Genomic DNA, 24,152 nt, shown 5'->3' on the forward strand with positions numbered 1-24,152 from the left:
GAGGCCGACAGATCCCGTTGAGGACCCGAGGTCAGTCAGGCGGTGGGTCAGACCCGCCCGGGAACCGCTCATGAACATCCTCACTGTCAGGCGGCGTGGGCGGCTTGGAGCCAGTTGGTGAACTCGCAGGCGAAGTGCCACTGGTGGCCGGTGGGGAGGAGGTCGGGGGCGGCTTCGGGGAACTGGACGGTGAGGCGGATCCGGAGACCGGTGGGGGTGTCGGCGAACTCGTGCATGACGCGGAGGACTTCGGTGCCGTCGGCGAGGGTGCCGGTGGCGCCGATGCGGGTCGGGAAGGTGGCGTGGTCGGGGGCGGTGATGGGGACGTCGTCGTGGAAGTGGAGGAGGAAGCGGGTCGGGGTGGTGCCGAGGGTTTCGATGATCTCGACCCGGTCGCCGGTGGAGTCGGCGAGGTAGTGCTCGGGGTTGGCGGCGAGCAGGGCGGTGCGGTCGCCGGCCTGGAGGCGGCCCTGCCACCAGGTGAGGAAGCGGTCGGCGTCGATGCCGGTGGCGGTGAGTTCGGTGACGGCGGTGCGCCAGCGGCCCTGGGAGGCGTGGGCCCAGGTGGTGAGGGCGGCGTCGGCGGCGGTGGTGTCGGGGGTGAGCAGCTCGCGCATGCGGTCGTCGCCGAGGCGCTGCTTGAGGAGGCGCAGGGCGGCGCGGGCGCGGTCGAGTTCCCAGGTGAGGACGGCTTCGGGGGGTTGGGGGGTGTTGTCGAGGGTGGTGTGGATGGTGAGGGGGGTGATGGGCATGGTGGCGCTCCTGGGGGGAGGGCGGTAGGCGGAGAGATTTTCTCCGGTTGGATGGACGGTAGCATAGGGGGAGAGAGTTTCTCCGGTTAGGGAGTTTGTGGATGAGGGCCGACGCGGAGCGCAGCCGGCGCAGGATCCTGGATGCCGCGTGTGAGGTGTTCCTGGAGCGGGGGCCGGATGCCCCGCTGGATGCGGTGGTGCGGCGGGCGGGCGTGGGGCCGGGGACGCTCTATCGGCGGTTTCCGGATCGGGAGGCGTTGGTGCGGGCGCTGGTCACCGATCTGCTGGGGCGGCTCACCGAGGCTGCGGAGGAGGCGCGGCGGGTGGAGGGGGATCCGTACGGGGCGTTGCGCCGGTTCGTGCACGCGGCGGCTGATCTGCGGATGGGGGCGGCGATCGTGGTGTTGCTCGAACGGCTGGTGGTGGATGAGGAGTTGGTGGCCGTTCGGCGGGGGGCGGTGGCGGCGGTGGAGGGGCTGTTGGGGGCTGCTCGGGATGCCGGGCGGGTGCGGGCGGATGTGGGGATGGGGGATCTGGTGCTGCTCTGCGTCCGGGTCTCCCGGCCGTTGCCGGGAGGGCTCGCGGCGTTGGACGCGGATGGGGCGTTGGTGCACCGGCATCTGGATCTCGCGTTGGCCGGGTTGGCCGAGGCGGGGGGTTCCTTGGGGGTGCCGCTCGGGTTCGACGAGGTGATCGCGGCGGCCGGGCGGCCCGGGGAGCCGGGGGTGGGAGAGTGAGCGGCATGGACGACGAGCTGGTGCGGGAGTGGCGGGCGGCCGAGCAGGGGGCGGTGCTGCTGGACGGGTTCCACCCGCTGAAGCACGCGTTGCGGTTCGGGGGTGAGGTTCGGCGGGTGCTGACGGCGGATCGGGGGGCGTTGTTGGCGTTGGCCGGGGAGTTGGCGCCGGATGTGGTTCCGGCGCTGGACGTGCTGGCGGTGGAGGTGACGGAGGAGCGGTTGCGGGGGTTGGCGCCGCGGTTGCATCCGACCGGGGTGGTTGCCCTGGCGGTGCGGCCGTCCGTCGAGGCCAACCGGGCGGCGTTGGGGTTGCTGCCGCGGCGGGCTCCGGTGGTGGTGCTGGAGAATCCGCGGAACCTGGGGAACGTCGGGGCGGTGATCCGGCTGGCGGCCGGGTTCGGGGCGACCGGGGTGGTGACCACGGGCGAGTTGGATCCCTGGCACCCGACCGTGCTGCGGGGCAGTGCGGGGCTGCACTTCGCCACCGCGGTGGAGCGGGTGAGTCTGCCGGAGCTGCCGGCCGGGCCGTTGTACGTGTTGGACCCGGAGGGCGTCGACATCCGGGACCTGCCGTTCCCGGACGACGCGCTGCTCGCCTTCGGTACCGAGCGGCACGGGGTCTCGGCGGAGCTCAAGGAGCGGGCCGACCGGTTGGTCGCGGTGCCGATGCAGGCGGGGGTGTCCAGCTTCAACCTGGCGACGAGTGTGGCGATGGGGTTGTTCCACTGGATGTCGGGCAGGCGTTGACGGGCTGTGCCGGGGCGCGGCGGCGCCCCGGCGGGGAGGGTCAGCCGAAGAGGGCGCGCCAGGTGTCGGGGCCGGGGTAGCCGTCGGCTTCGGGGCCCTGCCAGCCCTGGGCGAGTTGGAAGGCCTGGGTCGCTCTGCGGTCGGCCTCCGTCCAGCGGGGGCCGGGGCCTTCGGTGTAGGAGCCGCCGAAGCCCTTGCGGACCAGTTGCTCGCCGAGTCGGCGGACGTGGTCGTTGGTCCGGCCGGGGGCGAAGTACTGGGGGCCCGGGAAGGTGGTGGGGGGCGGCGGGGGAGGCAGGGGGGTGGCGGGGATGTTGCGGCCCTTGTTGTTGACCAGGAAGTCCCAGGTGTCCTTGCCCGGGAGGCCGTCGGCTTCGGGGCCTCGCCAGCCCTGGGCGAGTTGGAAGGCCTGGGTGGCCTTGCGGTCGGCGTCGCCCCAGCGGGGGTCGGGGCCTTCGGTGTAGAAGCGGGAGCCGCCGCGCTGCACCAGCATCTGGCCGAGCCTGGTGACGTAGCCGTTGTTCGCGCCGGGGCCGAACTTGTCGGTGCCCGGGAAGGCGTTCGCGGTGTCGTTGCTCCCGCCGGACAGGCCGGTGTAGCGGTACGGGACGTAGCCGCCGGAGTTGTTCCAGTAGGCGTACGGGGTGGAGCGCCTCTTGGTGCCGGGGGAGGTCTGCTCGTAGGCGACGTAGCGGGTGCGGGAGGAGTCCGTCCAGCCGCCGAAGATCGTCACGTGCGAACCGGCCTGGGGGTTGGCCGGGTTGTTGTAGATCAGCGCGTCGCCGGGCTGGAGGTCGTCGCGGTTGATCCGCTCGGCGAAGTTCGGCAGGGTCCAGGTGGTCTGGCTGCTGCCGAGGCCCCAGGCCATCGAGACGAAGCCGGAGCAGTCCTGGCGGTAGCCGTCCGACCAGTAGCGGCCCATGCTGTACGGCACCGACTGGTCGACCCAGGCCTGGGCGCGCTGGATGACCTGGGCCCGGGTGACGGGCTGGGCGGCGAGGCGCGGGGCGGCGAAGGCGCGGCCGTAGAGGCCGCCGGCCTCGCCCTGGGGGGTCTGCGGGGGCTGGGTGGTGCTGCTGCCGCCCGGGGTGGGCTCGGCCGCGGCGGCGGTGCCGCCGGCCATCGCGGTGCCGACGGCGGCCATCAGCACGGCGGCCCGGCGGCGGACGCTGCGGGCCGAGGCGGCGTGCAGCCGGGCGCGGCGGCGGGCGTTGCAGCCCCCGCATATGCAGTCCTCCGCCGGTTCGACCTCGTCGAAGTCGATCAGGGTGTCGGTAAGGGTCATGCTCCGCCTCGTTCCCGGTCCGGCTCCGCGTGTCATCGGGACCAAAGTCCCAAAGCGGGCGGGGTGCGGCGCGGCGGGTTGGGCCGGGAGGGTGACGACCGTTCGGCTCCGGGGTGTGGCGGGGCTCCGGCGGAGCAGGTAGTAGCGGTACGAACCTGATGGGTGATCAGCGCGGGATGGCGGGCGAGTACTCGGGGTCGGTCCAGGTCAGCGGGGTGGCGTCGGCGAGTTCGCGTACTCCGGTGACGGTCAGTTCGACCGTTCGCTCGACGCCGGGGCCGGCCTGCTCGGACCAGTCGGTGCGGGCCTCGCCGGTGATCAGCAGGGCCCCGCCGGTCTCCCAGTCGGGCAGCAGCAGCCCGGCCCGCGGGTCCAGCTCCAGGTTCCCGAGGGTCAGGAACATGCTGTTGCCGCGGTACTCGGGCCAGCGGACGGTGTCCGGTCCGACCGGCTCCAGGAAGCCCGGGAAGCCGCCGCGGTGCGAGGCGTCCACCCGGCCGTCGGGGCCGGTGGTGGCGATGAAGAAGGTGTCGGAGGTGGCCACGGCCAGCTGCTGCGCCGTGGACAGGACCGTGCCCTCGGCGACCGTGCGGGGCGCGCCCGCGCCCGGACGGTCCAGCGGGGTGCGGCGCTGGATGTACTTCGGGCAGTTGGACACCACCTCCTCGGCGTGGACCACCAGCCCGCCCCGGCCGTCCGGGGCGGAGCGGCCGTTGAGCCGCATCCGGCGGCGGCCGGCCGGGTCCAGGGCGATGGTGCCGAGCTGCGCCGGGCGGGCCAGTGCCTCGGCCAGCGGATCGGCCTCGGCGGGGCGGGCGGCGATCGTCATGGTGTGCTCGTCGGTGGCCCGCAGGAAGCCGGCCGGGCCGGACAGCTGGGTCGCCCAGACCCGGCCGTCGGGGTCGGCGGCGCCGACCACCAGCGTCCGCCGCTCGGTCAGGAAGCGGGCGGCCACCGCGGGGATGGTGCTGCGGATCGACCGTCCGGCGTGGTCGGCCCGGTCGGTCACCCCGGCGCGGGCCTGGGCGGTCCGCTCGCCGGGGTGGTAGGGCGTGCTGGCGGTGGTCATCGCGTTCCTAGAAGAAGCCGCAGGTCGGGGCGTCGGTGTGGGGGGCCTCGGCGGTGGTCTCGTCCACTCCGGTGCGGGTGTAGACCTCCAGCCGGATGCCGTCCGGGTCGCTGAAGAAGATGCCGCCGGAGGCGGAGCCCTCGCCGTGCGGGACGACGCCGTCGTAGGCGAACTCGGCGCCCAGGGCGCGCAGCAGGTCCTCGGTGGCGCGGACCTCGTCGAGGCCCTCCACCTCGAAGGAGAGGTGGTGCAGCCCGGGCGTGGTGGTGGAGAAGGTGCCGGTGCTCTGCTGCCAGAGGGTGAGCACCAGGCGCCCGTCCCGGCCGAGCATGGCGTAGCGGCGATCCGGGTCGGTGCCCCGGGCGGTGAGCTGGAGGCCGAGGACGGCCCGGTAGAAGTCGACCGAGCGGTCGAGGTCGGTGACGTTCAGGCCCACGTGGCCGGTCTGCAGGGTGCGGAGCGCGGTGGTGCTGGACATGCCTGGTCACTCCCTGGGCTGGGCTTCCGGCGAGGCTTTTTGCCTAACCTGTATGGATGAGGCTATGGGTTAGGTGACGGGGAGTCAACCGGTGTATTCGGGTGGAGGGGTTAGGTTTCGGGGAGGGGAAATGCAAGAGCCCCGTCGGACCGTGGGGTCCGGCGGGGCTCTCTCGTGGGTGGGGTGGGACTACGGCCACTCCCAGCGGATGCCGATGTGGCCCGGCTGCTGGTCGGGAGCCAGGACGTGCGCGCTCGCCGAGGCGCCGATCCACAGCTGCTCGCGGCGGTGGTCGACGTCGGCGCCCGGCTCGCGGTCGTAGCGCTCGCAGTGCACCGGGACGGCCGCCGGGTCGAAGTGCACCTGGAGCACGTACTCGCGCACCGTGGTGGCGAAGCGGCGGCTGTACTCCATGGTCGGGCCGCCCGGCGGGATCTCCACCTCGTACTCGAAGACCGTGCTGTCGCCGAGCCCGAGCGGGCGGTCCAGCATCAGCTCGGCGACGGTCAGCCCGATCTCCGGGCGGCGGCGGACCCGGCCGAGCCGGCCGTGCCGCACCGAAGTGATCTCCGGGCAGCCGGTCGCCTCCTCGTCGGCCTTGTGCACCACCAGGCAGCGGCCGACGCCGCCGACCGTGGCGCGCACCACCTGGCGCATCCGCAGCAGGTTGGCGCGCCGCTCGGCGTCCACGTAGTACGAGTCGTGGATGCTGAGCCGCTCCAGCTCGCCGGCCGGCGGGGCGTCCAGCTCGGTGAAGATCGCGGCGATGTCCACCTCGCCCGGCCAGACGTCCTCCAGCCCGAGGTGGAGGGTGTTGGCGGCGGCGGCCCAGCGGCCGCGCGGGCGGGGCGGGCCGAGCAGCGAGGAGAGCGCGCTGTGCGGCAGGCCGAGCAGTTCCTCCAGCAGGTGCACGGCGCGCAGCGAGCTGGCCCGTTCGGGCTGGCTGCGGCCGCGGCGCCAGTAACTCAGCGTCGTGACACTGACCCTGACTCCGCGTTGGGCCAGGGCGGCGCGGATCCGGTCCAGGCTGAGGCCGCTGGCCTCGATCGCCAGGTGCAGGGAGTCCGCGAAGCCGCCGGGCGGGGCGGGGCGGCCGGCGGACGGCACGGGGGCCGTCGGGGTCGGAGGGGGATTCGGGACGGGCGCCGGGGCGGGCGGGTCGGGGCGCTCCGTGCGCGATCCGACCAGCCGCAGCCGCGCGGCGTCCTGAGGCTGCTGTGCGGCCATGCGGTGACTCTCCCCACCAGGTGAGTTCGGCGGCACCTGGTCGGCGCCGGGGCGCGCCGTCAGCGGCTTCACCGAGCTTTGGGGAACCCTATGCACGGTCGAGAGGCTACGTCATCAGTCGTGCGTATGACAGTGGTCACGGGCGGTGGACCGGATGGTTATCGATCTTGAAACAGTCCGGAAACATGACCGGAACCCGGGCCGCCGGAGCGGGCGGAACCGGGCGGAAACGGACACCGCCGGGGCGGGCCTTCGTCGGCGCCGCCCCGGCGGGGGTCTGGGTGGTGCTACCTGCCGGTGATCACTTGACGTTCAGGGCGACGTCGTCGATCACGAAGCTGGTCTGGTTGGAACCGTCCTCGGTGCCGGTGAAGGTCAGGTTCACGCTCTGGCCGGCGAAGGGGGTCAGGTCCACGGTCTGCTGCACGTAGCCGGTGGCCGCGTCCGTGTTCGACCAGGTCTTGAGCGTGCTGCCGCCCGCCTTCAGGGTCAGCGTGTCGTACGGGGTGCCGCCGGTCTCCGCGGTGTCGACGTGCAGCCAGAAGGTCAGGGTCGCGGAGGCGCAGCCGGCCGGGACGGAGACGGTCTGGGACAGGGTGTCGGTGTGGGTGCTGCCGTAGCCGTCCAGCCAGGCCTTCCAGGAGCCGGAGTGGGCGGGCTGGGAGGCGTTGTCGGTGATCACGCCGGAGGAGGCGGTCCACGGGGCGGTGCCGCTCTCGAAGCCGCCGTTGCCGATCAGCTGGGCGGCGGTGCAGCCGCCGGCGGGCGGCGGGGTGGTGCCGCCGGTGGTGGAGCCGCCGAGCAGGGCGGTGGTCAGGGCGTCGGCGACCGGGCTGCCCCAGCCGGTGACCTGGTCGTAGCCGGTGCCGGCCGCGTAGTCCTGGTTGGCGCCGGTGGTCACGTCGTGGAAGGTGCTGCCGTAGCTGCTGCTGTTGGCGACCGTGTACAGCTTGGGGGCGGCCTCGCCGAGGGCGGGCTGCCCGGCGGCCTTGGCCTTCTGGTTGAACTGGGCCGCGTAGCCGGACCACAGCGGGGCGGCCGCGCTGGTGCCGCCGATGACCTGCCAGGCGCCGCCGGTGTAGACCGCGAAGCCGCTCTGCGGGTCGGCGTTGGAGGAGACGTCCGGGACGGTGCGCATGGTGCCGTTGATCCCGGTGCCGGTCTGCCAGCTCGGCTTGGCGAACACGGTGGAGACGCCGCCGCCGGCGGTGCTCCAGGCGCTCTCCGAGGAGTAGCCGTTGCCACCGGTGACCTGGAGGTTGGTGCCGCCGACGCCGGTCTGGTGCGGGCTGGAGGCCGGGAAGTCGACCGACTTCACGGTGGCGCCGCTGGTGGAGCGGGTGCAGTCGCGGGAGCCGTCGTCGCCGGAGGCGGAGAAGATCGAGATGCCCTGGGCGGCGGCCTGCTTGAAGGCGTTGTCGACGGCCGTCATCGAGGAGGCGGTGGTGTCCGGCTCGCAGGAGCCCCAGGAGATCGAGATGACCGTGGCCTTGTTGTCGGCCACGATCTTGTTGGCCATGTCGATCTCGCCCTGGTCGTTGTTGGGGGCCTCGTAGACCAGCTGGGTGGCCTTGGGGGCCGCGCCGCGGACGATCTCGCTGTCCAGCTCGACCTCGCCGATGCCCTGGCCGGGCGCGGAGTCGTAGTTGGCGCCGTCCACCGACACGGTGCTGACGGCCGGGCCGGTCAGGCCGTACTGGGCGTCGTAGCTGGTGAGGTCGGAGGACTTGTAGCCGTCGAACTCCCAGAGCGCGACCGTGGTGCCGGTGCCGTCGGCGCCGGTCTTGTCCAGGTTGTAGGCGCCCTGGTACTGGGCCGGGCTCATGCCGCGCGGGGTGGCGGTGGCGGCGTTCGGGGTGACCGAGTGCGGCGCGGCCAGGTGGTTCTTGCGCACCGCGTGGTCGTCCAGGCCGCTGACGCCCTGGACCACGGTGGCCAGGTCGGCGGGGATCGAGGCGGCGTCGTCGTTGGCGAAGAAGGTGCGCTGCTGCTGCGGGTCCACGTAGGAGCTCTCGTGGGTGCCGAAGGCCTGCGAGACCTGCGCGGTGGTGCCGTGGGCGTCGACCACCTGGCGGTTGGCGCTGACGCCGCTGACCGTCAGGCCCTGGGCGGCGAGGTACGCCTTGACCTGCTGGACGTCCTGCTCGGTCGGGCCGAACCGGGCGGTGAACTGCTCGGGCGTCAGGTACCGCCCGTACTCGGGGGTGCCGGGGGTGGCGACCGCGCCGAGGAAGCGGTCCAGCGCGGCGGCGTCACGCAGCTTCAGGCTGACGGACACCGAGATCTGCTGCTCGGCCGGGACGTCACCCTTCTTCTCCGAGTGGGCGACCGCGGGGTTCACGGTGTTCGGCAGGGCGACGCGCGGGGCGGCGTTGGGGGTGCTGGCGGCCTGTGCGGTGGAGACGCCGAGCGAGACGGCGGTCAGCGGCAGGACGGCTATCGCCGCGGCGATGGCGAGGGAACGGTGGCGCAACGGATCCTCCTCCGGCCGACTGTGGGGAGTCGGCAAGGGGCAAGGCGTTCCGAGGGGTTCAGAAACGCTGGCTAGAACATGTCAGAGCGGATCGGTGCAGTGGATCATGGTCCGGCAATCGATTGCTAAAAAACAGTCAACTGTGGAGGCGTGGAAAGCCGGGGATTCCATACAGTGAATGGCCGGAATTCCGGGGACGGTCCATACCAATTCCCGGCGCCGGGACCGGACGTAGAATCGGGCCGAGCCGAGGGAGAGCGATGACTGAGCTGATGCCGGATCCGAGGGACCACCGACCGCTGATCGGCGAGCCCCTCGCGCTCGACCTGCTCAACACCCGCTGGGCCGGAACGCCCGTCAACGACGCGCTCGCCGACGTGGAGCAGTACGGGATCTGGCTCTCCTCCAACGGGCTGACCGGGCGCTGCGCGGCCGACGATGCCGGGCTGACGGCCATCCGGCAGACCCGCGAGGCGATCCTGCTGGCGGCCCAGGACGTGCGCGGGCAGGGCGAGTTGGGAGCGGAGGCGCGGGACGGGCTGGACGCGGTGCTGGCTCACGGGCGGATCCGGCGGACGGCCGGGCCGACCGGGGCCGAGGAGCGGGTCGAGACCGACCGGCCGGAGTGGCTGGCGCCCTGGCTGGCGGCGGACGACTTCCTCGGGCTGCTCGCACAGGGGGTCCACCGGGTGAAGCAGTGCGCACACGAGGCGTGCATTCTGCATTTCTTCGACACTTCGCAGAACGGGCGCCGGCGGTGGTGCCGGATGGCTGTCTGCGGGAACCGGGCGAAGGCGGCGCGGCACTATGTGAAGGCCCGGGGTTAACCGACGACCGAATGAATGGTCGGCGGGTGCGGCACGGACGCCGCACCCGCCGACCATTCGTCCGGGGTGTCCGGTCAGGCCTCCGCGGGGGCGCCCAGCCAGGTGGTGAGGGCTTCGCGGAGTTCGGCCTGGCCGGGGTCGACGGCGGCCCAGGCGGTGTAGCCGTCGGGGCGGATCAGCAGGACGGTGTCGGCCAGCTTGCCGTGCGGGTCGGCGGGGGCGGCGGAGACCAGGCGGTCGGCCCAGGGGGCGGTGGCGGCCAGTTCGTCGTTGCTGACCAGGACGAACTTTCCGGCGCGCAGCGCCTCGTAGAGCCGCTCGGGGGCGGCCGGGTCGCCCTCGGCGGGCTTGCTGAGGGCGGTCAGCCGGAGGTCCGGGACGCGCTTGCCGACCTGCGGGTGGGCGCCCTTGGGGGCCGGGTAGGAGATCTCGATGCCGGAGACCATGCGGGCGCCGCGCTCGGTCAGCAGGTCGAGGTGGCCGCCGATGGCGGTGAGCGCGCCGCGCAGGGCCCGGGTGGGGGCGGACTCGGCGAGGGCGAGCCGGATCAGCGTGCCGGAGGTGCGCAGCACCGTCCTGCCGACCGGGTGCCGCTCGGTCTGGTAGGTGTCCAGCAGTGCGTCGGTGGCCCGGCCCCGGAGGGCGGCGGCGAACTTCCAGGAGAGGTTGGCGGCGTCCTGGAGGCCGGTGTTCATGCCCTGGCCGCCGGCCGGGGAGTGGCAGTGGGCGGCGTCGCCGGCCAGGAAGACCCGCCCGGAGCGGTAGTTGGGGGCCTGGCGCTCGTCGCTGTGGAAGGTGGAGCTCCAGCGGACGTCGTGGAGTCCGTAGTCCTCGCCCTGGGTGGCCTGGACGACCGCGGTGAGCTGCTCGGGGGTGGGGGTGGCGCCGTCGGGCTGCGGCTCGTTGCGGTCCCAGGCGATGACCCGGTACCAGCCGTCGCCGAACGGGGCGACGAAGGAGAAGCCGGCCTTGTTGGCGCCCACGGCGATCGCGTCGGCGGGTTCGCGCTCCAGCCGGACGTCGGCGAGCATCACGGAGTCGACCACGGACTCGCCGGGGAAGTCGATGCCGAGCAGCTCGCGGACGGCGGAGCGGACGCCGTCGGTGCCGACCGCGTAGCGGGCCCGGTGGCTCCCGCCGTCGCCGGTCTCCAGGGTGACGCCCTCGGCGTCCTGGCGCAGTCCGGTGACCTCGGCGCCGCGCAGGATCACGGCGCCGGCCCGCTCGGCGCGTTCCTGGAGCACCCGTTCGACGTTGTACTGCGGGGTGATCAGGACGAACGGGAAGCGGCTGGGCAGCGTGCTGAGGTCGATGGCGACCCGGTTGAACATCGTCAGTCCGCTGAGCGGGCGGCCGGTGGCGATGAGTTCCTCGGCGAGGCCCCGGGCGTCCAGCAGCTCCAGGCTGCGGGCGTGCACGGCGAAGGCCCTGGTGAGGTTGGACTCCGTGCCGCGCTTCTCCAGGACGGTGACGCCGACCCCGGCGGCGGCGAGGTCGCCGGCCAGCAGCAGTCCGGTCGGTCCGGCCCCGACGATGATGACGTCGGTTTCGGTCGTCGGCTTCACGGCCATGTATTCAGCTCCCGTTGTTCGGAGGGCGGTTGGACGCCGTTTCCGGCGCTCTCCCAGCCTCCATCATCCCGGGCGCGGGTGGAGCTGTGAACCGCCGGTCCCCCGGTGGCCGATGGCCGACCGGGGGACCGGATCCCGAGGGTGCGGTGGTCCGGCTCAGCTGTGGCGGCGGATCTCCACCGTGCGGAACCGGTTGGCGACGAAGGCGCCGTCGCAGTACGCGGAGTTGGCGGCCGGGTTGGCGCCGGTGCCGTGGAGGTCGGAGAAGGCGGCGGTCTGGTTGGGGTAGACGCCGCCGGTGAGGTTGAGCGAGAGCGAGACGCCGGAGTCCAGCGCGGCCTCGACCAGCAGGGCCTCCACCTCGGGCGAGGTGGTGTAGCCGGAGGCCGTCATGGCGCCCTTCTCGCGGACCGTGGTGCGCAGCAACTCCACGGCGGCGGGAGTGGATTCGACGGCGACGGCGAAGGACACCGGGCCGAAGCACTCGGTGCGGAAGACCGAGCGGTCGTCCGGCTTGTCGGCGTCGAGCTTGACCAGCGCCGGGGTGCGGACGGTCGCGCCGGGGAAGTCGGGCGAGACCACCGCGCGCGGGGCGAGGGCGACCTCGCCGTACTCGCCGCCGGCCGCGGCGGCCGAGCGCTGCAGCACACCCGGGTTGACCACGGCGCCGAGGATGGCGGCGGCGCGGGCGTCGTCGGAGAGCAGGCCCTCGATGGCGGCGGCGAGGTCGGTGACGACCTGGTCGTAGGACTTGTCGCCCTGGTCGGTGCTGATGCCGCCGCGCGGGATCAGCACGTTCTGCGGGGTGGTGCACATCTGGCCGCTGTAGAGCGAGAGGGCGAAGGCCAGGTTGCCCAGCATGCCCTTGTAGTCGTCGGTGGAGTCGATCACGACGGCGTTCACGCCGGCCTTCTCGGTGTAGACCTGGGCCTGCTTGGCGTTCTCCTCCAGCCAGTCGCCGAAGGAGGTGGAGCCGGTGTAGTCGATCATCTTGATCTCGGGGCGGACCGCGAGGGTCGCGGCGACGGTGCCGCCCTCGTGCTCGGCGGCCAGGCAGACCAGGTCGGCGTCGAAGCCGGCCTCGGCGAGCACCTCGCGGGCGACGGCGACGGTCAGGGCGAGCGGGAGCACGGCCCGCGGGTGCGGCTTGACCAGCACCGGGTTGCCGGTGGCCAGCGAGGCGAACAGGCCGGGGTAGCCGTTCCAGGTGGGGAAGGTGTTGCAGCCGATCAGCAGGGCGAGGCCGCGCGGGACGACGGTGAACTCCTTGGTCATCACCAGCGGCTCGCGCTTGCCCTGGGGCTTGGTCCAGCCGGCCTGCCGCGGCAGCCGGGTCTGCTCGGCGTACGCGTAGGCGACGGCCTCCAGGCCGCGGTCCTGGGCGTGCGGTCCGCCGGCCTGGAAGGCCATCCCGTAGGCCTGGCCGGTGGTGTGCATGACGGCCTGGGCGAACTCGTGGGAGCGGGCGTTGATCCGGTGCAGGATCTCCAGGCAGACGGCGGCGCGCTCCAGCGGGGAGGCGGCGGCCCAGCCGGGCCGGGCGGCGCTCAGCGCGGCGATCAGCGCGTCCGGGTCGGCGTGCGGGTAGGTGATGCCCAGCTCGACGCCGTACGGGGAGGCCTCGCCACCGACCTGGTCGCCGTCGCCGGGGTGGCCGGCGAGGACGAAGGGCTTGCCGAGGAGGGCGTCGAAGGCGGCCTTGCCGTCGGCCGGGCCGGTCTCGCCGTAGGCCTTCGGGAACTCGGGGTAGGCGGACCAGTAGTCGCGCTTCGCGGCGGCGGCGAGCGCGGCGTCCAGGGTGGCCTGGTGGCGCTCGACCAGCTCGCCGACGAGGGGGTGGGTGACCGCTGCGGGCATCTGTGCGCTCCTCAGAGGGGAGGACGGGACACGTCACAGAGTAACCGAACGATCGGTCGGCTCAAGAGGGTGCGGGGGACGGATTCCGGCGGATACGGCGAGGGGGCGCGTCCCGGTCGGACGCGCCCCCTGCTCGATGCTGCCGGCCCGGGTCGGCCCGGGTCGGCCGGGCTACGGCACGCCCAGCTCGAAGATCACGTACCCGGCGTACCAGCCGGAGGCGACCGCGCCCGTCCCCAGGACGGTCGCCAGCACCGGCCAGCTGAGCTTGCGCATCCCCACCGCCAGCGCGATGAACAGCGGGAACGCCGGCAGCAGGTAGCGCGAGACGTTGCCGAAGATGCCCAGGCTGCCGAGCACCGAGACGATCGTGGCCAGGGTGTAGGCGGTCAGCACCAGCGGCGGGCGCAGCCGGACCAGCAGCACGATCAGCACCGGCAGGCTGAACACGATCAGGGTGGCCAGCAGGTCCGGCACCGGGAACGCGAAGGGGTAGTCGTTGCGGCCCAGCAGCACCCCGCGGATCGCCTGCCAGGTGCCCTGGCCGCCGTCGAAGTAGTGCAGCCAGGCGTCGTGCTGGATCCGGAAGTAGCCGCCCCACTCGCCGGTCTTCCAGCCCACCCAGGCCACGTAGCCGAGCAGGCCCAGCGGGGCCAGCAGCATCCCGGCCAGCGGGCGCAGCACCCCGCTCTCCCGCCGGTACAGCTCGACCAGCGCGGCCAGGCCGACGGCGCCGATCAGCGCCGCCGAGGTCGGCCGGTTGAGCCCGGCGACCAGGGTGATCGCCCCGGCCGCGACCCACTGCCTGGTCATCGTGAAGTAGCAGGCCCAGGCGGCCAGCGCGACGAACAGCGAGTCCGAGTAGACCGCCCACTCGGCGCCTGAGCCGGGGGCGATCGCCCAGATCCCGGCCGCGATCACGCCCGCCCGGGGGCCGGACAGCTTGTCCACCACGGCGTAGATCCCGGCCGCGGCGAACAGCGAGGCCAGCACCGAGACCAGCATCCCGGCGCCGTACAGGCCGAGGCCGGTGACGTCCGAGGTCAGCCGCATCAGGCCGGGGTAGAGCGGGAAGAAGGCGGCCGAGTTCTGCTCGATGGTGAAGCCCGGCTGGCCGCCCGGGATCGGGATCAGTGCCGGGTGGTAGCCGAACTGGGCGACCTGCTGGTACCACCAGCCGTCCCAGCTGGCCAGCACGTCCCAGGGGTTGGTGCCGCCGCCGAACCGGGCCGGCTTCTTGGCGTAGTCGCCGCCGAAGGAGAGCAGCTTCATGAAGACGGTGAAGCCGATCAGCTTGAGCACCGCGTAGCACCACACGGCCGGTCCGAACCGCACCACCAGGGCCTGGGCGCGCTCCTGCCAGGTGCGGGGGCCGCCCGCCGGCTCCTCGGTGCGCTGCTCGGGCACGTCCTCGGGCAGGTCGGAGGAGACTGCCGGTATTGCGTTCATCAGCTGCGGACCCCAGCCTGCTGGACGTGGACGATCGTCCGGAGATTCTAGGCGGTTCGCCCTGCGGCCGGTGTGGACCGGCCGGACCCGATCGCGTACCCCGTCGGGCGGCCGGGGATACTCGGAGGATGGCCGATCACACCACGCGCACCGCCTACACCGTCGAGTCACTGCTCGCGGTGACCGTCGACGTGTTCAACGAGCGCGGATACGACGGCACGTCGATGGAGGACCTCTCCCGGGCCGCCGGGATCTCCAAGTCCTCGATCTACCACCACGTCCGCGGCAAGGAGGAGTTGCTGCGGCTGGCCGTCGGGCGGGCGCTGGACGGGCTGTTCGCGATCCTGGCCGAGCCGGAGGCGGTGACGGGCCCGGCGGTGGAGCGGCTGGAGCACGTGGTGCGGCGCACCGCGGAGGTGCTGCTGGCGGAGCTGCCGTACGTGACGCTGCTGCTGCGGGTGCGCGGCAACACGGCCACCGAGCTGTGGGCGCTGGAGCGGCGGCGGGACTTCGACCACCAGGTGGCGGAGCTGGTGCGGGCGGCCGTCGCGGACGGCTCGCTGCGCGGGGACGTGGAGCCGCGGCTGGCCACCCGGCTGCTGTTCGGGATGATCAACTCGATCGTGGAGTGGTACCGGCCGGGGTTGAAGGCGGCCGACGGGGTCGCGGACGCCGTGGTGCACCTGGCCTTCGACGGGCTGCGGGCGCGCTGACCCACACGGGCGCGCTGGCCCACACGGGCGCGCTGACCCTCACGGGCGCGCCCCGGGCCGCGCCTGATGAGGGCGCCTAATCAGGGGGCACTTGGTCGGTCTCCTCGAACACCAGCATGGTTTGTGTGCCGAGCACCTGTGGAATGGACTGGATCCGGTTGAGGACCAAGTCCCGCAGGGCGTGGTTGTCGGCGGTGTGCACCAGCAGCAGGACGTCGAAGTCCCCGCCGACCAGGGCGATGTGGGCGACCCCGGGGAGTGCCAGCAGCTGCTCGCGCACGGTCCGCCAGGAGTTCTGGACGATTTTCAGGGTGATGTACGCGGACGCGCCCTGACCTGCCCGTTCGTGGTCCACCCGGGCGGTGAAGCCGCGAATGATGCCGTCCTCGACCATCCTGGAGATCCGGGCGTACGCATTGGCCCGGGACACGTGCACCCGCTCGGCCACCGAGCGGATCGAGGCTCGACCGTCCTGCTGCAGCAGCCGCAGGATCGCCCGGTCGACCCGGTCGAGTCTGGACATCTGTTCAGCCGACATGACCCCCCACCCTCGCCGATTGGACACACTGCCACCAGTCGACCGCCACTCGGGCCGAATGTCCACCACCTTGTCACGCTTCTGGTCAAGATGAACAGACGACCGAACAATCGGTAGGGAGCCCCCGCCACCCCTGGAGGTGCCCCGAGATGACCGTTCTCGACCACAGACACCACACGGGAGTGCCGGGCTGGATGCCCGGGGCGACCGCCCCGCGCACCGACCCGGCCCCCCTCCTCCCGGACGTCTCCCCCGTCCGGGTGCTCGGCACCCCCGCGCTGGAGAAGCACGACCCGGCGCTGCTGCGCGAGCTCTACCGGCGACTCGTCGTCGGCCGGCGCTACAACCAGCAGGCCACCACCCTGACCAAGCAGGGCCGCCTCGCCGTCTACCCGGCCTCCACCGGGCAGGAGGCCTGCCAGGTCGCCGCCGCGCTGGTGCTCGGCGAGCGCGACTGGCTGTTCCCCAGCTACCGCGACACCCTCGCCGTGGTCTCCCGCGGGGTCGACCCGCTGGAGGCGCTGACCCTGCTGCGCGGCAACGCCCACACCGGCTACGACCCCCGCGCCAGCCGGACCGCCCCGCTCTGCACCCCGCTCGGCACCCAGGCCCCGCACGCCGTCGGACTGGCGCACGCCGCCCGGCTGCGCGGCGAACCGGTGGTCGCGATGGCCATGCTCGGCGACGGCGGCACCAGCGAGGGCGACTTCCACGAGGCGCTGAACTTCGCCGCCGTGCTGCGGGCGCCGGTGGTCTTCCTGGTGCAGAACAACGGCTACGCGATCTCCGTCCCGCTCAGCGCCCAGTCCGCCGCACCCACCCTGGCCCACAAGGCGGTCGGTTACGGCATGCCGGGCCGGCTGGTCGACGGCAACGACGCGCCCGCCCTGCACTCGGTGCTCACCGAGGCGGTCGAGCGCGCCCGGGCCGGTGACGGCCCGACCCTGGTCGAGGCCCTCACCTACCGGATCGAGGCCCACACCAACGCCGACGACGCCACCCGCTACCGCACCGAGCCCGAGGTGGACGCCTGGCGGGAGCACGACCCGATCCTGCTGATGGACCGCGCGCTGCGCGAACTCGGGCTGCTGGACGACGAGTTGGTCCAGGATGCGGCCGACGAGGCGGAGGCGCTGGCGGCCCGGATGCGGGCCGAGTTCCACGCCGACCCGGAGCTCGACCCGATGACGCTGTTCGCCCACGTCTACGCCGAGCCCACCCAGCAACTGCGGGAGCAGGCCGCCCAGTTGTCCGCCGAGCTGGCCGCCGAAGCCGAGGTGCAGCACTGATGTCCACCGCAGTCTCCTCCGGTACCGCCAGCATGGCGCAGGCGCTCAACTCCGCGCTGCGGGACGCCCTGCGCGAGGACCCCACCGTCCACGTGCTCGGCGAGGACGTCGGCGCGCTCGGCGGCGTCTTCCGGATCACCGACGGGCTCACCGCCGAGTTCGGCCCCGACCGCTGCCTGGACACCCCGCTCGCCGAGGCCGGCATCCTCGGCACCGCGATCGGCATGGCGATGTACGGGCTGCGCCCGGTGGTCGAGATGCAGTTCGACGCCTTCGCCTACCCGGCGCTGGAGCAGCTGTTCTCGCACGTCGCCAAGATGCGCAACCGCACCTCGGGCAAGCTCCCGCTGCCGATCACCGTGCGCATCCCGTACGGCGGCGGCATCGGCGGTGTCGAGCACCACAGCGACGCCTCCGAGGCGTACTACACCAGCACCCCGGGCCTGCACGTGGTCACCCCGGGGACGGTCGCCGACGCCTACGGGCTGCTGCGCGCCTCGATCGCCTCCGACGACCCGGTGGTCTTCCTGGAGCCCAAGCGGCTCTACTGGGGCAAGGCCGAGTTCGACCGGGCCGTGCCGGTCGAGCCGATCGGCCGGGCCGTGCTCCGGCGCCCCGGCACCTCCGCCGTGCTGATCACCTACGGTCCCTCGCTGCCGGTCTGCCTGGAGGCGGCCGAGGCCGCGCGGGCCGAGGGCTGGGACCTCGCGGTGCTCGACCTGCGCACGCTCGTGCCCTTCGACGACGAGACGGTCACCCGGGTGGTGCGCTCGATCGGCCGGGCCGTGGTGGTGCACGAGGCCAGCGGCTTCGGCGGCACCGGCGCGGAGATCGCCGCCCGGGTCACCGAGCGCTGCTTCCACCACCTGGCCGCGCCCGTGCTGCGGGTCACCGGCTTCGACATCCCGTACCCGCCGCCGATGCTGGAGCACCACCACCTGCCCGGGGTGGACCGGATCCTGGACGCGGTCGCCCGACTGCAGTGGGAGGACCGAGGATGATGCCCGTCGTACGGGAGTTCCGGCTGCCCGACCTCGGTGAGGGACTCACCGGGGCGGAGGTGGTGCGCTGGATGGTCGAGGTCGGCGAGGTGATCGCGGTCGACCAGCCGGTGGTGGAGGTGGAGACGGCCAAGGCCGTGGTGGAGGTGCCCTGCCCGTACGGCGGGGTGGTCACCGCGCGGTACGGCGCGGAGGGCGAGGAGATCGCCGTGGGCGCGCCGCTGGTGACGGTCGCGGTGGCCTCGGCCGGAGGTGCGGGCGACGGGGTGCCCGCCGTTCCTGCCGCTGTTGCCGCTGTTGCCGAGGTCGAGCGGCCGTTGGTCGGGTACGGGGTGCTGGAGAGCAAGGGCGGGCGGCGGCGCCGGGTCGGTGCGGCCGCTCCGGTTGCTCCGGTTGTTCCCGTCGCTCCGGTTGCCGTCGCCGCGGCTCCGGCGGCGCCCGCGGTTCCGGTCGTGGTGCCGGTGATCTCGCCGCTGGTGCGGCGGTTGGCCCGGGAGCAGGGGGTCGACCTGACCGCGCTCGCCGGGAGCGGGCCGGACGGGCTGATCATGCGGGCGGACGTCGAACGGGCGGTCGCGGCGAAGGTGGCGGCTCCGGTCACTGCTGCGGTCACCGCCGCGGTGGCGGCCCCGGCCGGGCCGGACGAGGTCGTCCCGCTGCGCGGGCTGCGCAAGGCGGTGGCCGAGAAGCTCAGCCGCAGCCACCGGGAGATCCCGGCCGCGACCTGCTGGGTCGATGCGGATGCCACCGAACTGATGGCGCTGAGGCGGCAGTTGAATGCCAGCCCGGGCCCCAAGGTGAGCGTGCTGGCGCTGCTGGCACGGATCTGCACGGTCGCGCTGGCGCGCTTCCCCGAGCTCAACTCCAGTGTGACCGAGGATGGTTCGGGCATCGTCCGGCATTCGGCGGTGCACCTGGGCTTCGCCGCGCAGGGCGAGCGCGGGCTGGTCGTCCCGGTGGTCCGGGACGCGCACGCCCGCAGCACCGAGCAACTCGGCTCGGAGCTGGGCCGGTTGACCGAGTCGGCGCGGGCCGGTTCGCTGACCCCGGCCGAACTGACCGGTGGCACATTCACGTTGAACAACTACGGGGTGTTCGGCGTGGACGGCTCGACCCCGATCCTCAACCACCCCGAGGCGGCGATGCTCGGGGTCGGCCGGATCGTGGCCAAACCCTGGGTCCACGGCGGGGAGTTGGCGGTGCGGGAGGTGACCCAGCTGTCGTTCACCTTCGACCACCGGGTCTGCGACGGCGGGACGGCGGGCGGGTTCCTGCGGTTCGTGGCGGACTGTGTCGAGCAGCCGGGGATGCTGCTGCGGCAGCTGTGAGCAGGCCGGAGCGGGCCGGGGTGGGACCGCTCCGAGCAGGGCGGGGTCGCCCTGGGTGTGCTGTTCGGCACTCAGGGCGACCGCCGATCGAGTGAGAGTAGCGCGTTCCCGGGCCGGGTGTCCGGGCTTCCCGCGATTTGTCGGATGAGCAGTTCGGGCGTGCCACGCTGCCTAGGCGTCAGCAGAGACAAGCCAGGTGGTGGCGCAGGCCGGCCGGAGGCGAAACGATTCTCTTGGGTACTCGAAACGTAGCGGTGAAGTCCCGCAGAACACTCCTGATCCGCACCGGGCACGGCTCGGCGGGGGCCGCCTCCGTCCCGGGCCTGCCGCAGTCGCCGCCCGAACCCGTGGCGGTGGCGACGGAGGAGGCCCGGTCCGTCCGGCCGCCGATGCCGCTGGACCCGCCCGACCTCCCGCCGCCGGCGCCGGTGCCCCCGGTGATCCCGCCACCGCCCGTCGAGCCGCCGGCCGTCCCCGCGCCCAGTTACCCGCAGGCGCCCTCGACCACCGGCACCTCGCCCGCCTTCCAGCCCCTGTTCACCGACGCGCCCGGCCTCAACTGGGCTGGCCCGGGAGACAGTTGGAGCAACGCCTGGGCGTCGACGCCGGCCGACCAGCACACCCCGCCCATGCCGTCCGCGCCGCCCGCCGTCGTGCCGGGTGCCGTCGTGTCGGGTGCCGTCGTGTCGAGTACCGACGGCATCGAACTCCCGCTCACCGCAAGGGACATCGAGCTGATCCGGGACAGCCTCGCGCTCGTCGAACCGGTCGCCGACCGGGCCACCGCGCACTTCTACGCCCTGCTCTTCCTGCACCACCCCGAGGTCCGCTCGCTCTTCCCCGCCGCCATGGACGTCCAGCGCGACCGGCTGTTCCGCGCCCTGCTGGCCGCCGCCCGCGGCGCCGAGGACCCGGCCGCGCTGCGCACCCGGCTGAGCGCGCTCGGCCGCGGCCACCGCCGTTACGGCACCCTGACCGGGCACTACGCCCCGGTCGGCGAGTGCCTGGTGCAGGCGCTGGCCCGGTACGCGGGCAGCCGCTGGGACGCGGCGACCGAACTGGCCTGGCGGCGCGCCTACCGGCTGATCTCCACCATCATGATCGAGGCCGCCGAGGAGGCCGCCCGCACCTCGCCGCCCTGGTGGCAGGGCGAGGTGGTCCGGCACGAGCAGCGCACCCGGGACGTCGCGGTGCTCACCGTGCGCCCCGACCAGGCCTACCCGTTCCGGGCCGGACAGTACTGCAGCCTGGAGACGCCCTGGTGGCCGCGGGTCTGGCGACACTACTCCTTCGCCTCCGCGCCCCGGCCGGACGGGCTGCTGACCTTCCACGTCAAGGCCGTCCAGGCGGGCTGGGTGAGCAACGCGCTGGTGCACCGGGCCGCCCCCGGCGACGTGCTGCGGCTGGGCCCGGCGACCGGCGAGATGACCCTCGACCACGCCTCCGGCGCCGACCTGCTCTGTCTCGGCGGCGGCACCGGCATCGCGCCGATCCGCGCCCTGGTCGAGGAGGCCGCCGAGTACGGCACCTCCGGCCGCAGCGTCGAGGTGTTCTACGGGGCCCGCAGCGTGGCCGAGTTGTACGAGCTGGACGGGCTGCGCGAGCTGGCCGGGCGGCTGCCCCGGTTGACGGTACGGCCGGTGCTGTCCGGCACCGGGCCGGCCGAGGGCGTGCTGACCGGCGAACTGCCCGAGGTGGTGGGCCGGTTCGGCCCGTGGGACGGTCGGGAGGCGGTGCTCAGCGGCCCGCCCGCGATGATCCGGCGCGGTGTCGGGGTGCTGCTGCGGGCGGGCCTGCCGGCCGAGCGGATCCGGCACGACCTGGTCGGCGAACTGGCGGCGGGATAGCGCGCGCAGGACAGGGGCCGGGCCGGGCCCGGCCGGTCAGCCCAGGTCGGGTGCGAGGAGCGCGCGGATGCCCTCGATGTTGGCCGCGAGGTACGCCCGGAGCCGGGGCGGGACGACGTTCACCGAGGTCACGCCCTCGCGGGTGAACGGCAGCCGGACCACCTCGTACTCGCCGTTCGGCTCTGTCACCTCCGGCCCGTGCCGTCGGCTGAGGTCCATCGAGGCCAGCCGGCAGACGAAGAAGTGCTGGACCTTGACCCCGTGGGGGTGCAGCAGGGTGCCGTCGTCGTGGTGGGTGTGGCTGATGGTGTCGACGAAGGCGGGCACCACGTCCACGACCTTGCCGCCCAGCTCCTCGTCCACCTCGCGGTGCAGCGCCTCGACCACCGTGCGGTCCTCGCGCTCGACCCCGCCGCCCGGGGTGATCCAGTACGGGTGCGGCGCCCCGGGCCGGACCCGCCGGATCAGCACGATCGAGGCCGGGCCGTGCGGGTCGTCCGGGTCCAGCTCCAGCAGGATCGCCCGCGCGGTCCGTTTGACCACCGGGCGCAGCGGCGGGGTTCGGTTGGCGGGGCCCATGGCGACCTCCGGGGCTGGAGCGTTGTGCGGGAGTCTCCCCGCGGAGGGAAACGGTCGAAACCCCGGGAAAGGGTCGAAACGCCGCCCCCGTTCACCCGCCTGCGGCGTTCACCATCGGAGAAACGCACACCTTGTCCACTTCATCCCCGAACAGGGACGATGAGGGCTGAACGTGGACTGCCTGCCCAAAACCGTCGAAAGCATGAGGTACTGGCGCCATGCAGCACAGCACAGTCCAGGGGCACCTGGTGATGAACCTCGTGGTCTCGCCCGAGCTGTCCTTCAGCATCGTGGTGGACCTGGCGTACGAGGCCGACGATCCGTACGCGGTCCGGTTCGCCTTCCACCTGCCCGGTGACGCCCCGGTCACCTGGGTCTTCGCGCGCGAACTGCTGCTGGACGGCCTCAGCGCCCCGTCCGGCGAGGGCGACGTGCACATCCACCCGGTCGGCGGGGAGCCCCCGGAGGTCCGCATCGCGCTGCGCTGCCCCAACGGGGACGCGGTGCTGCACGCCCCGTCGGCGCCGCTGATCGCCTTCCTGGCGCGGACCGACCGACTGGTGGCGATGGGGCAGGAGCTCACCGGCAAGGAGCTCGACGCCGAGCTCGCGGACATCCTCCGGGGGTGCGACGCGGGGTGACGAAGGGGCCCGTACCCGGTGGACCACCCGGGCACGGGCCCCTTCCACGGCCGCGTGCGTCACCGCGCACGACGGGTTCAGTCGTCGTCCAGGGCCAGGTGCAGGCCCCAGGAGACCAGGCTGATGATCAGTGAACCCACCAGCGCCGAGCCGAAGGTGGACACGTGGAAGTCCAACTCCAGCCTGGTGGACGCCCACGAGGTGAGCAGCAGCATCAGGGCGTTGATCACGAAGGTGATCAGCCCCAGCGTGAGGATGAACAACGGGAGGGAGAACAGCTTCACCACCGGCTTGATCAGCCAGTTGATGAGGCCGAACACCACGGCGACGCCGAGCACCGTCAGCGCCTTGTGCTGCCAGTCGGCCTTGCCCTCGGCGAGTTGGATGCCGCTGACGATCCAGGCGGCGACCCAGATGGCCGCCGCGTTGATCAGTGTTTTGATGACGAAACCCTTCATGCCGCCCAAGCCTGACAGGCGCCCCGCCGCGGGGGAAGCTCCCGCCGGACGAGTTGGTGTTGAATGCCCCTGGTCCTGGAGGTGGACGGGGCGGAGCCGACGGGCGGGGGCCCGGCGGCCGCGGCGGTGATGACGGACGAAGGAGGACGGCAGCGGTGAAGGTGTTCCGGCTGGACGAACTGGACGCCGAGCGGGCGGCCAACGATGGTGCGTACCTGCGGTTCCTGCGCGAACCGCGGATGTCCGCCGGACTGTACGCGCTCGCCCCCGGCGACACCGACACCCAGACCGCGCACGACCAGGACGAGATCTACCAGGTGATCAGCGGCCGCGCGGAGTTGACCGTCGGTGCCGAGACCACGACCGTCGGGCGGGGCACCGTGGTGTACGTCCCGGCCGGCACCCCGCACCGGTTCCACCACATCACCGAGGAACTGCGGGTGCTGGTGGTGTTCTCCCCGCCGGAGGACTGAGGACCGGCCCCGTGGTCGTTATGGTCGTTCGCATGACCCGTAGCCTCACCGACGAGCTCTGGGCGTCGATCGAGCCGATCTACGCCGAGATCCTCGCCCACCCCTTCATCGGCGGCCTCACCGACGGCACCCTGCCGCGCGAGGCCTTCCGCCACTTCGTCGTCCAGGACTCACACTACCTGCGCGACTACGCCCGTGCCCTCGCCGTCTGCGCCGCCAAGGCCCCCGGCGAGGCGGACGTCCGGGCCTTCGCCGACGACGCGGTCGGCGCGCTCGCCGCCGAGCAGGGCATGCACGCCGAGTTCCTGACCGCGTTCGGCGGCACCGCCGACGAGGCCGCCGCCGAGCCGGTGCTGCCGACCACCCGCGCCTACACCAGCTACCTGCTGGCCACCGTCTACGGCGGGTCCTTCGCCGAGGCGCTCGGCGCGGTGCTGCCCTGCTACTGGATCTACGCCCGGGTCGGCGAGGCGCTGCTCGCCCAGGGCTCCCCCGACCCGCTGTACGCCAAGTGGATCGCCACCTACGGCGACGAGGCCTTCCAGTCCGTGGTCCGCCGGGTGCTGGCGCTCACCGACCGGCTCGGCGAGGAGCTCTCGGCGGCCGAACGCCGCCGGGTGGTCGAGCACTTCGGGACCACCTCGCGGTACGAGTGGATGTTCTGGGACGCCGCCTGGCGCGGGGAGCGCTGGCCCGTCTGACCCGGCACCCCCCGCCGTTTCTCGGGGGTCTTCCCGGGGGGTCGGATCGGGGTGATCTAGGGGTTCTCTCCGGGCCGTTGGCCCTCGTTACGGCGCCCGCGCCCCCGTAC

The 24,152-nt window shown here is 73.1% G+C and carries 23 protein-coding genes; 11 read left to right on the forward strand and 12 right to left on the reverse strand.

The genetic code is table 11. From position 1 onward, the window contains the following. Positions 1 to 86 precede the first annotated feature (86 nt). Positions 87 to 752, reverse strand: a complete 666-nt coding sequence (locus ABTY61_RS25125; RefSeq protein WP_350507313.1) for a hypothetical protein — start codon at positions 750 to 752, stop codon at positions 87 to 89. 101 nt (positions 753 to 853) lie between these two features. Between ABTY61_RS25125 and ABTY61_RS25130 the strand changes: the two genes are divergently transcribed. Further along, on the forward strand, positions 854 to 1,489 hold the full coding sequence (locus tag ABTY61_RS25130) for a TetR family transcriptional regulator (protein ID WP_350507314.1): 636 nt from the start codon (positions 854 to 856) through the stop codon (positions 1,487 to 1,489). A 5-nt stretch (positions 1,490 to 1,494) separates the two neighbouring features. After that, on the forward strand, positions 1,495 to 2,238 hold the full coding sequence (locus ABTY61_RS25135) for a TrmH family RNA methyltransferase (RefSeq protein ID WP_350507315.1): 744 nt from the start codon (positions 1,495 to 1,497) through the stop codon (positions 2,236 to 2,238). A 40-nt stretch (positions 2,239 to 2,278) separates the two neighbouring features. Here ABTY61_RS25135 and ABTY61_RS25140 read toward each other — a convergent pair whose 3' ends face one another. The 5 genes from ABTY61_RS25140 to ABTY61_RS25160 form a co-directional block, all read right to left on the reverse strand. Beyond that, positions 2,279 to 3,523 (reverse strand): peptidoglycan-binding protein, encoded by a 1,245-nt coding sequence (locus tag ABTY61_RS25140; protein ID WP_350507316.1) that lies wholly within the window; start codon positions 3,521 to 3,523, stop codon positions 2,279 to 2,281. A gap of 166 nt (positions 3,524 to 3,689) precedes the next feature. Further along, positions 3,690 to 4,592 (reverse strand): pyridoxamine 5'-phosphate oxidase family protein, encoded by a 903-nt coding sequence (locus ABTY61_RS25145; RefSeq protein ID WP_350507317.1) that lies wholly within the window; start codon positions 4,590 to 4,592, stop codon positions 3,690 to 3,692. Between the two features lie 7 nt (positions 4,593 to 4,599). Next, a complete protein-coding gene (locus ABTY61_RS25150; protein WP_350507318.1) occupies positions 4,600 to 5,070 on the reverse strand; it encodes a VOC family protein in 471 nt (156 codons plus the stop codon). Between the two features lie 189 nt (positions 5,071 to 5,259). Continuing rightward, positions 5,260 to 6,297: an XRE family transcriptional regulator gene (locus tag ABTY61_RS25155; RefSeq protein WP_350507319.1), complete on the reverse strand. Its 1,038-nt coding sequence runs from the start codon at positions 6,295 to 6,297 to the stop codon at positions 5,260 to 5,262. A 301-nt stretch (positions 6,298 to 6,598) separates the two neighbouring features. Further along, the gene (locus tag ABTY61_RS25160) at positions 6,599 to 8,770 is read right to left on the reverse strand and encodes a protease pro-enzyme activation domain-containing protein (protein WP_350507320.1); all 2,172 of its coding nucleotides are present in this window, start codon (positions 8,768 to 8,770) and stop codon (positions 6,599 to 6,601) included. Between the two features lie 260 nt (positions 8,771 to 9,030). Between ABTY61_RS25160 and ABTY61_RS25165 the strand changes: the two genes are divergently transcribed. After that, the gene (locus ABTY61_RS25165) at positions 9,031 to 9,597 is read left to right on the forward strand and encodes a CGNR zinc finger domain-containing protein (protein WP_350507321.1); all 567 of its coding nucleotides are present in this window, start codon (positions 9,031 to 9,033) and stop codon (positions 9,595 to 9,597) included. 74 nt (positions 9,598 to 9,671) lie between these two features. On the opposite strand, the gene ABTY61_RS25170 is transcribed toward ABTY61_RS25165, so the two are convergent. From ABTY61_RS25170 to ABTY61_RS25180, 3 genes are all read right to left on the reverse strand, one after another. Continuing rightward, positions 9,672 to 11,168, reverse strand: a complete 1,497-nt coding sequence (locus ABTY61_RS25170; protein ID WP_350507322.1) for an FAD-dependent monooxygenase — start codon at positions 11,166 to 11,168, stop codon at positions 9,672 to 9,674. Positions 11,169 to 11,324: 156 nt separating this feature from the next. Further along, positions 11,325 to 13,025 carry a phenylacetic acid degradation protein PaaN gene (gene paaN / locus ABTY61_RS25175; protein WP_350507323.1) on the reverse strand — a complete coding sequence of 567 codons (1,701 nt, stop codon included), beginning with the start codon at positions 13,023 to 13,025 and terminating at the stop codon, positions 11,325 to 11,327. Between the two features lie 171 nt (positions 13,026 to 13,196). Continuing rightward, the gene (locus ABTY61_RS25180) at positions 13,197 to 14,474 is read right to left on the reverse strand and encodes a putative hexosyltransferase (RefSeq protein ID WP_350507324.1); all 1,278 of its coding nucleotides are present in this window, start codon (positions 14,472 to 14,474) and stop codon (positions 13,197 to 13,199) included. Between the two features lie 128 nt (positions 14,475 to 14,602). Between ABTY61_RS25180 and ABTY61_RS25185 the strand changes: the two genes are divergently transcribed. Then, on the forward strand, positions 14,603 to 15,187 hold the full coding sequence (locus ABTY61_RS25185) for a TetR/AcrR family transcriptional regulator (RefSeq protein WP_350507325.1): 585 nt from the start codon (positions 14,603 to 14,605) through the stop codon (positions 15,185 to 15,187). A 76-nt stretch (positions 15,188 to 15,263) separates the two neighbouring features. On the opposite strand, the gene ABTY61_RS25190 is transcribed toward ABTY61_RS25185, so the two are convergent. Further along, positions 15,264 to 15,710, reverse strand: a complete 447-nt coding sequence (locus ABTY61_RS25190) for an Lrp/AsnC family transcriptional regulator (protein ID WP_350507326.1) — start codon at positions 15,708 to 15,710, stop codon at positions 15,264 to 15,266. A gap of 164 nt (positions 15,711 to 15,874) precedes the next feature. On the opposite strand from ABTY61_RS25190, the gene pdhA reads away from it, so the two are divergent. From pdhA to ABTY61_RS25210, 4 genes are all read left to right on the forward strand, one after another. After that, positions 15,875 to 17,014 carry a pyruvate dehydrogenase (acetyl-transferring) E1 component subunit alpha gene (gene pdhA, locus ABTY61_RS25195; RefSeq protein ID WP_502895431.1) on the forward strand — a complete coding sequence of 380 codons (1,140 nt, stop codon included), beginning with the start codon at positions 15,875 to 15,877 and terminating at the stop codon, positions 17,012 to 17,014. Continuing rightward, complete coding sequence (locus tag ABTY61_RS25200; protein ID WP_350507327.1) at positions 17,014 to 18,015, forward strand: alpha-ketoacid dehydrogenase subunit beta; 1,002 nt, start codon at positions 17,014 to 17,016, stop codon at positions 18,013 to 18,015. Before pdhA ends, ABTY61_RS25200 begins: the two co-directional genes overlap by 1 nt. Next, entirely contained in the window at positions 18,015 to 19,343 is a 1,329-nt protein-coding gene (locus ABTY61_RS25205; RefSeq protein ID WP_350507432.1) for a dihydrolipoamide acetyltransferase family protein, read from the forward strand. The genes ABTY61_RS25200 and ABTY61_RS25205 overlap by 1 nt, the downstream gene beginning before the upstream one ends. A 254-nt stretch (positions 19,344 to 19,597) precedes the next feature. Next, complete coding sequence (locus ABTY61_RS25210; protein ID WP_350507328.1) at positions 19,598 to 21,190, forward strand: globin domain-containing protein; 1,593 nt, start codon at positions 19,598 to 19,600, stop codon at positions 21,188 to 21,190. Between the two features lie 36 nt (positions 21,191 to 21,226). Here the strand turns inward: ABTY61_RS25210 and ABTY61_RS25215 are convergent, their stop codons facing one another. Then, entirely contained in the window at positions 21,227 to 21,769 is a 543-nt protein-coding gene (locus ABTY61_RS25215; RefSeq protein ID WP_350507329.1) for an NUDIX domain-containing protein, read from the reverse strand. A 218-nt stretch (positions 21,770 to 21,987) separates the two neighbouring features. Between ABTY61_RS25215 and ABTY61_RS25220 the strand changes: the two genes are divergently transcribed. After that, the gene (locus tag ABTY61_RS25220) at positions 21,988 to 22,410 is read left to right on the forward strand and encodes an SsgA family sporulation/cell division regulator (protein WP_502895432.1); all 423 of its coding nucleotides are present in this window, start codon (positions 21,988 to 21,990) and stop codon (positions 22,408 to 22,410) included. Positions 22,411 to 22,487: 77 nt separating this feature from the next. Here ABTY61_RS25220 and ABTY61_RS25225 read toward each other — a convergent pair whose 3' ends face one another. Further along, the gene (locus ABTY61_RS25225; protein WP_350507330.1) at positions 22,488 to 22,868 is read right to left on the reverse strand and encodes a phage holin family protein; all 381 of its coding nucleotides are present in this window, start codon (positions 22,866 to 22,868) and stop codon (positions 22,488 to 22,490) included. Positions 22,869 to 23,023: 155 nt separating this feature from the next. Here ABTY61_RS25225 and ABTY61_RS25230 point away from each other — a divergent pair, with 155 nt between their 5' ends. Continuing rightward, positions 23,024 to 23,341 carry a cupin domain-containing protein gene (locus ABTY61_RS25230; RefSeq protein WP_350507331.1) on the forward strand — a complete coding sequence of 106 codons (318 nt, stop codon included), beginning with the start codon at positions 23,024 to 23,026 and terminating at the stop codon, positions 23,339 to 23,341. A 32-nt stretch (positions 23,342 to 23,373) separates the two neighbouring features. Continuing rightward, the gene (tenA, locus tag ABTY61_RS25235) at positions 23,374 to 24,042 is read left to right on the forward strand and encodes a thiaminase II (protein ID WP_350507332.1); all 669 of its coding nucleotides are present in this window, start codon (positions 23,374 to 23,376) and stop codon (positions 24,040 to 24,042) included. Positions 24,043 to 24,152 lie beyond the last annotated feature (110 nt).

It is taken from the genome of Kitasatospora sp. NPDC096128 (assembly GCF_040303105.1).
In the GTDB taxonomy this organism is placed as follows: Bacteria; Actinomycetota; Actinomycetes; order Streptomycetales; family Streptomycetaceae; genus Kitasatospora.

What these genes read in the sequence shown, in the direction of transcription:
- ABTY61_RS25125 (WP_350507313.1), bottom strand. Translation starts at nt 752, where the DNA reads ATGCCCATCACCCCCCTCACCATCCACACCACCCTCGACAACACCCCC.
- ABTY61_RS25130 (WP_350507314.1), top strand. Translation starts at nt 854, where the DNA reads ATGAGGGCCGACGCGGAGCGCAGCCGGCGCAGGATCCTGGATGCCGCG.
- ABTY61_RS25135 (WP_350507315.1), top strand. Translation starts at nt 1,495, where the DNA reads ATGGACGACGAGCTGGTGCGGGAGTGGCGGGCGGCCGAGCAGGGGGCG.
- ABTY61_RS25140 (WP_350507316.1), bottom strand. Translation starts at nt 3,523, where the DNA reads ATGACCCTTACCGACACCCTGATCGACTTCGACGAGGTCGAACCGGCG.
- ABTY61_RS25145 (WP_350507317.1), bottom strand. Translation starts at nt 4,592, where the DNA reads ATGACCACCGCCAGCACGCCCTACCACCCCGGCGAGCGGACCGCCCAG.
- ABTY61_RS25150 (WP_350507318.1), bottom strand. Translation starts at nt 5,070, where the DNA reads ATGTCCAGCACCACCGCGCTCCGCACCCTGCAGACCGGCCACGTGGGC.
- ABTY61_RS25155 (WP_350507319.1), bottom strand. Translation starts at nt 6,297, where the DNA reads ATGGCCGCACAGCAGCCTCAGGACGCCGCGCGGCTGCGGCTGGTCGGA.
- ABTY61_RS25165 (WP_350507321.1), top strand. Translation starts at nt 9,031, where the DNA reads ATGACTGAGCTGATGCCGGATCCGAGGGACCACCGACCGCTGATCGGC.
- ABTY61_RS25170 (WP_350507322.1), bottom strand. Translation starts at nt 11,168, where the DNA reads ATGGCCGTGAAGCCGACGACCGAAACCGACGTCATCATCGTCGGGGCC.
- paaN (WP_350507323.1), bottom strand. Translation starts at nt 13,025, where the DNA reads ATGCCCGCAGCGGTCACCCACCCCCTCGTCGGCGAGCTGGTCGAGCGC.
- ABTY61_RS25180 (WP_350507324.1), bottom strand. Translation starts at nt 14,474, where the DNA reads ATGAACGCAATACCGGCAGTCTCCTCCGACCTGCCCGAGGACGTGCCC.
- ABTY61_RS25185 (WP_350507325.1), top strand. Translation starts at nt 14,603, where the DNA reads ATGGCCGATCACACCACGCGCACCGCCTACACCGTCGAGTCACTGCTC.
- ABTY61_RS25190 (WP_350507326.1), bottom strand. Translation starts at nt 15,710, where the DNA reads ATGTCCAGACTCGACCGGGTCGACCGGGCGATCCTGCGGCTGCTGCAG.
- pdhA (WP_502895431.1), top strand. Translation starts at nt 15,875, where the DNA reads ATGACCGTTCTCGACCACAGACACCACACGGGAGTGCCGGGCTGGATG.
- ABTY61_RS25200 (WP_350507327.1), top strand. Translation starts at nt 17,014, where the DNA reads ATGTCCACCGCAGTCTCCTCCGGTACCGCCAGCATGGCGCAGGCGCTC.
- ABTY61_RS25205 (WP_350507432.1), top strand. Translation starts at nt 18,015, where the DNA reads ATGCCCGTCGTACGGGAGTTCCGGCTGCCCGACCTCGGTGAGGGACTC.
- ABTY61_RS25215 (WP_350507329.1), bottom strand. Translation starts at nt 21,769, where the DNA reads ATGGGCCCCGCCAACCGAACCCCGCCGCTGCGCCCGGTGGTCAAACGG.
- ABTY61_RS25220 (WP_502895432.1), top strand. Translation starts at nt 21,988, where the DNA reads ATGCAGCACAGCACAGTCCAGGGGCACCTGGTGATGAACCTCGTGGTC.
- ABTY61_RS25225 (WP_350507330.1), bottom strand. Translation starts at nt 22,868, where the DNA reads ATGAAGGGTTTCGTCATCAAAACACTGATCAACGCGGCGGCCATCTGG.
- tenA (WP_350507332.1), top strand. Translation starts at nt 23,374, where the DNA reads ATGACCCGTAGCCTCACCGACGAGCTCTGGGCGTCGATCGAGCCGATC.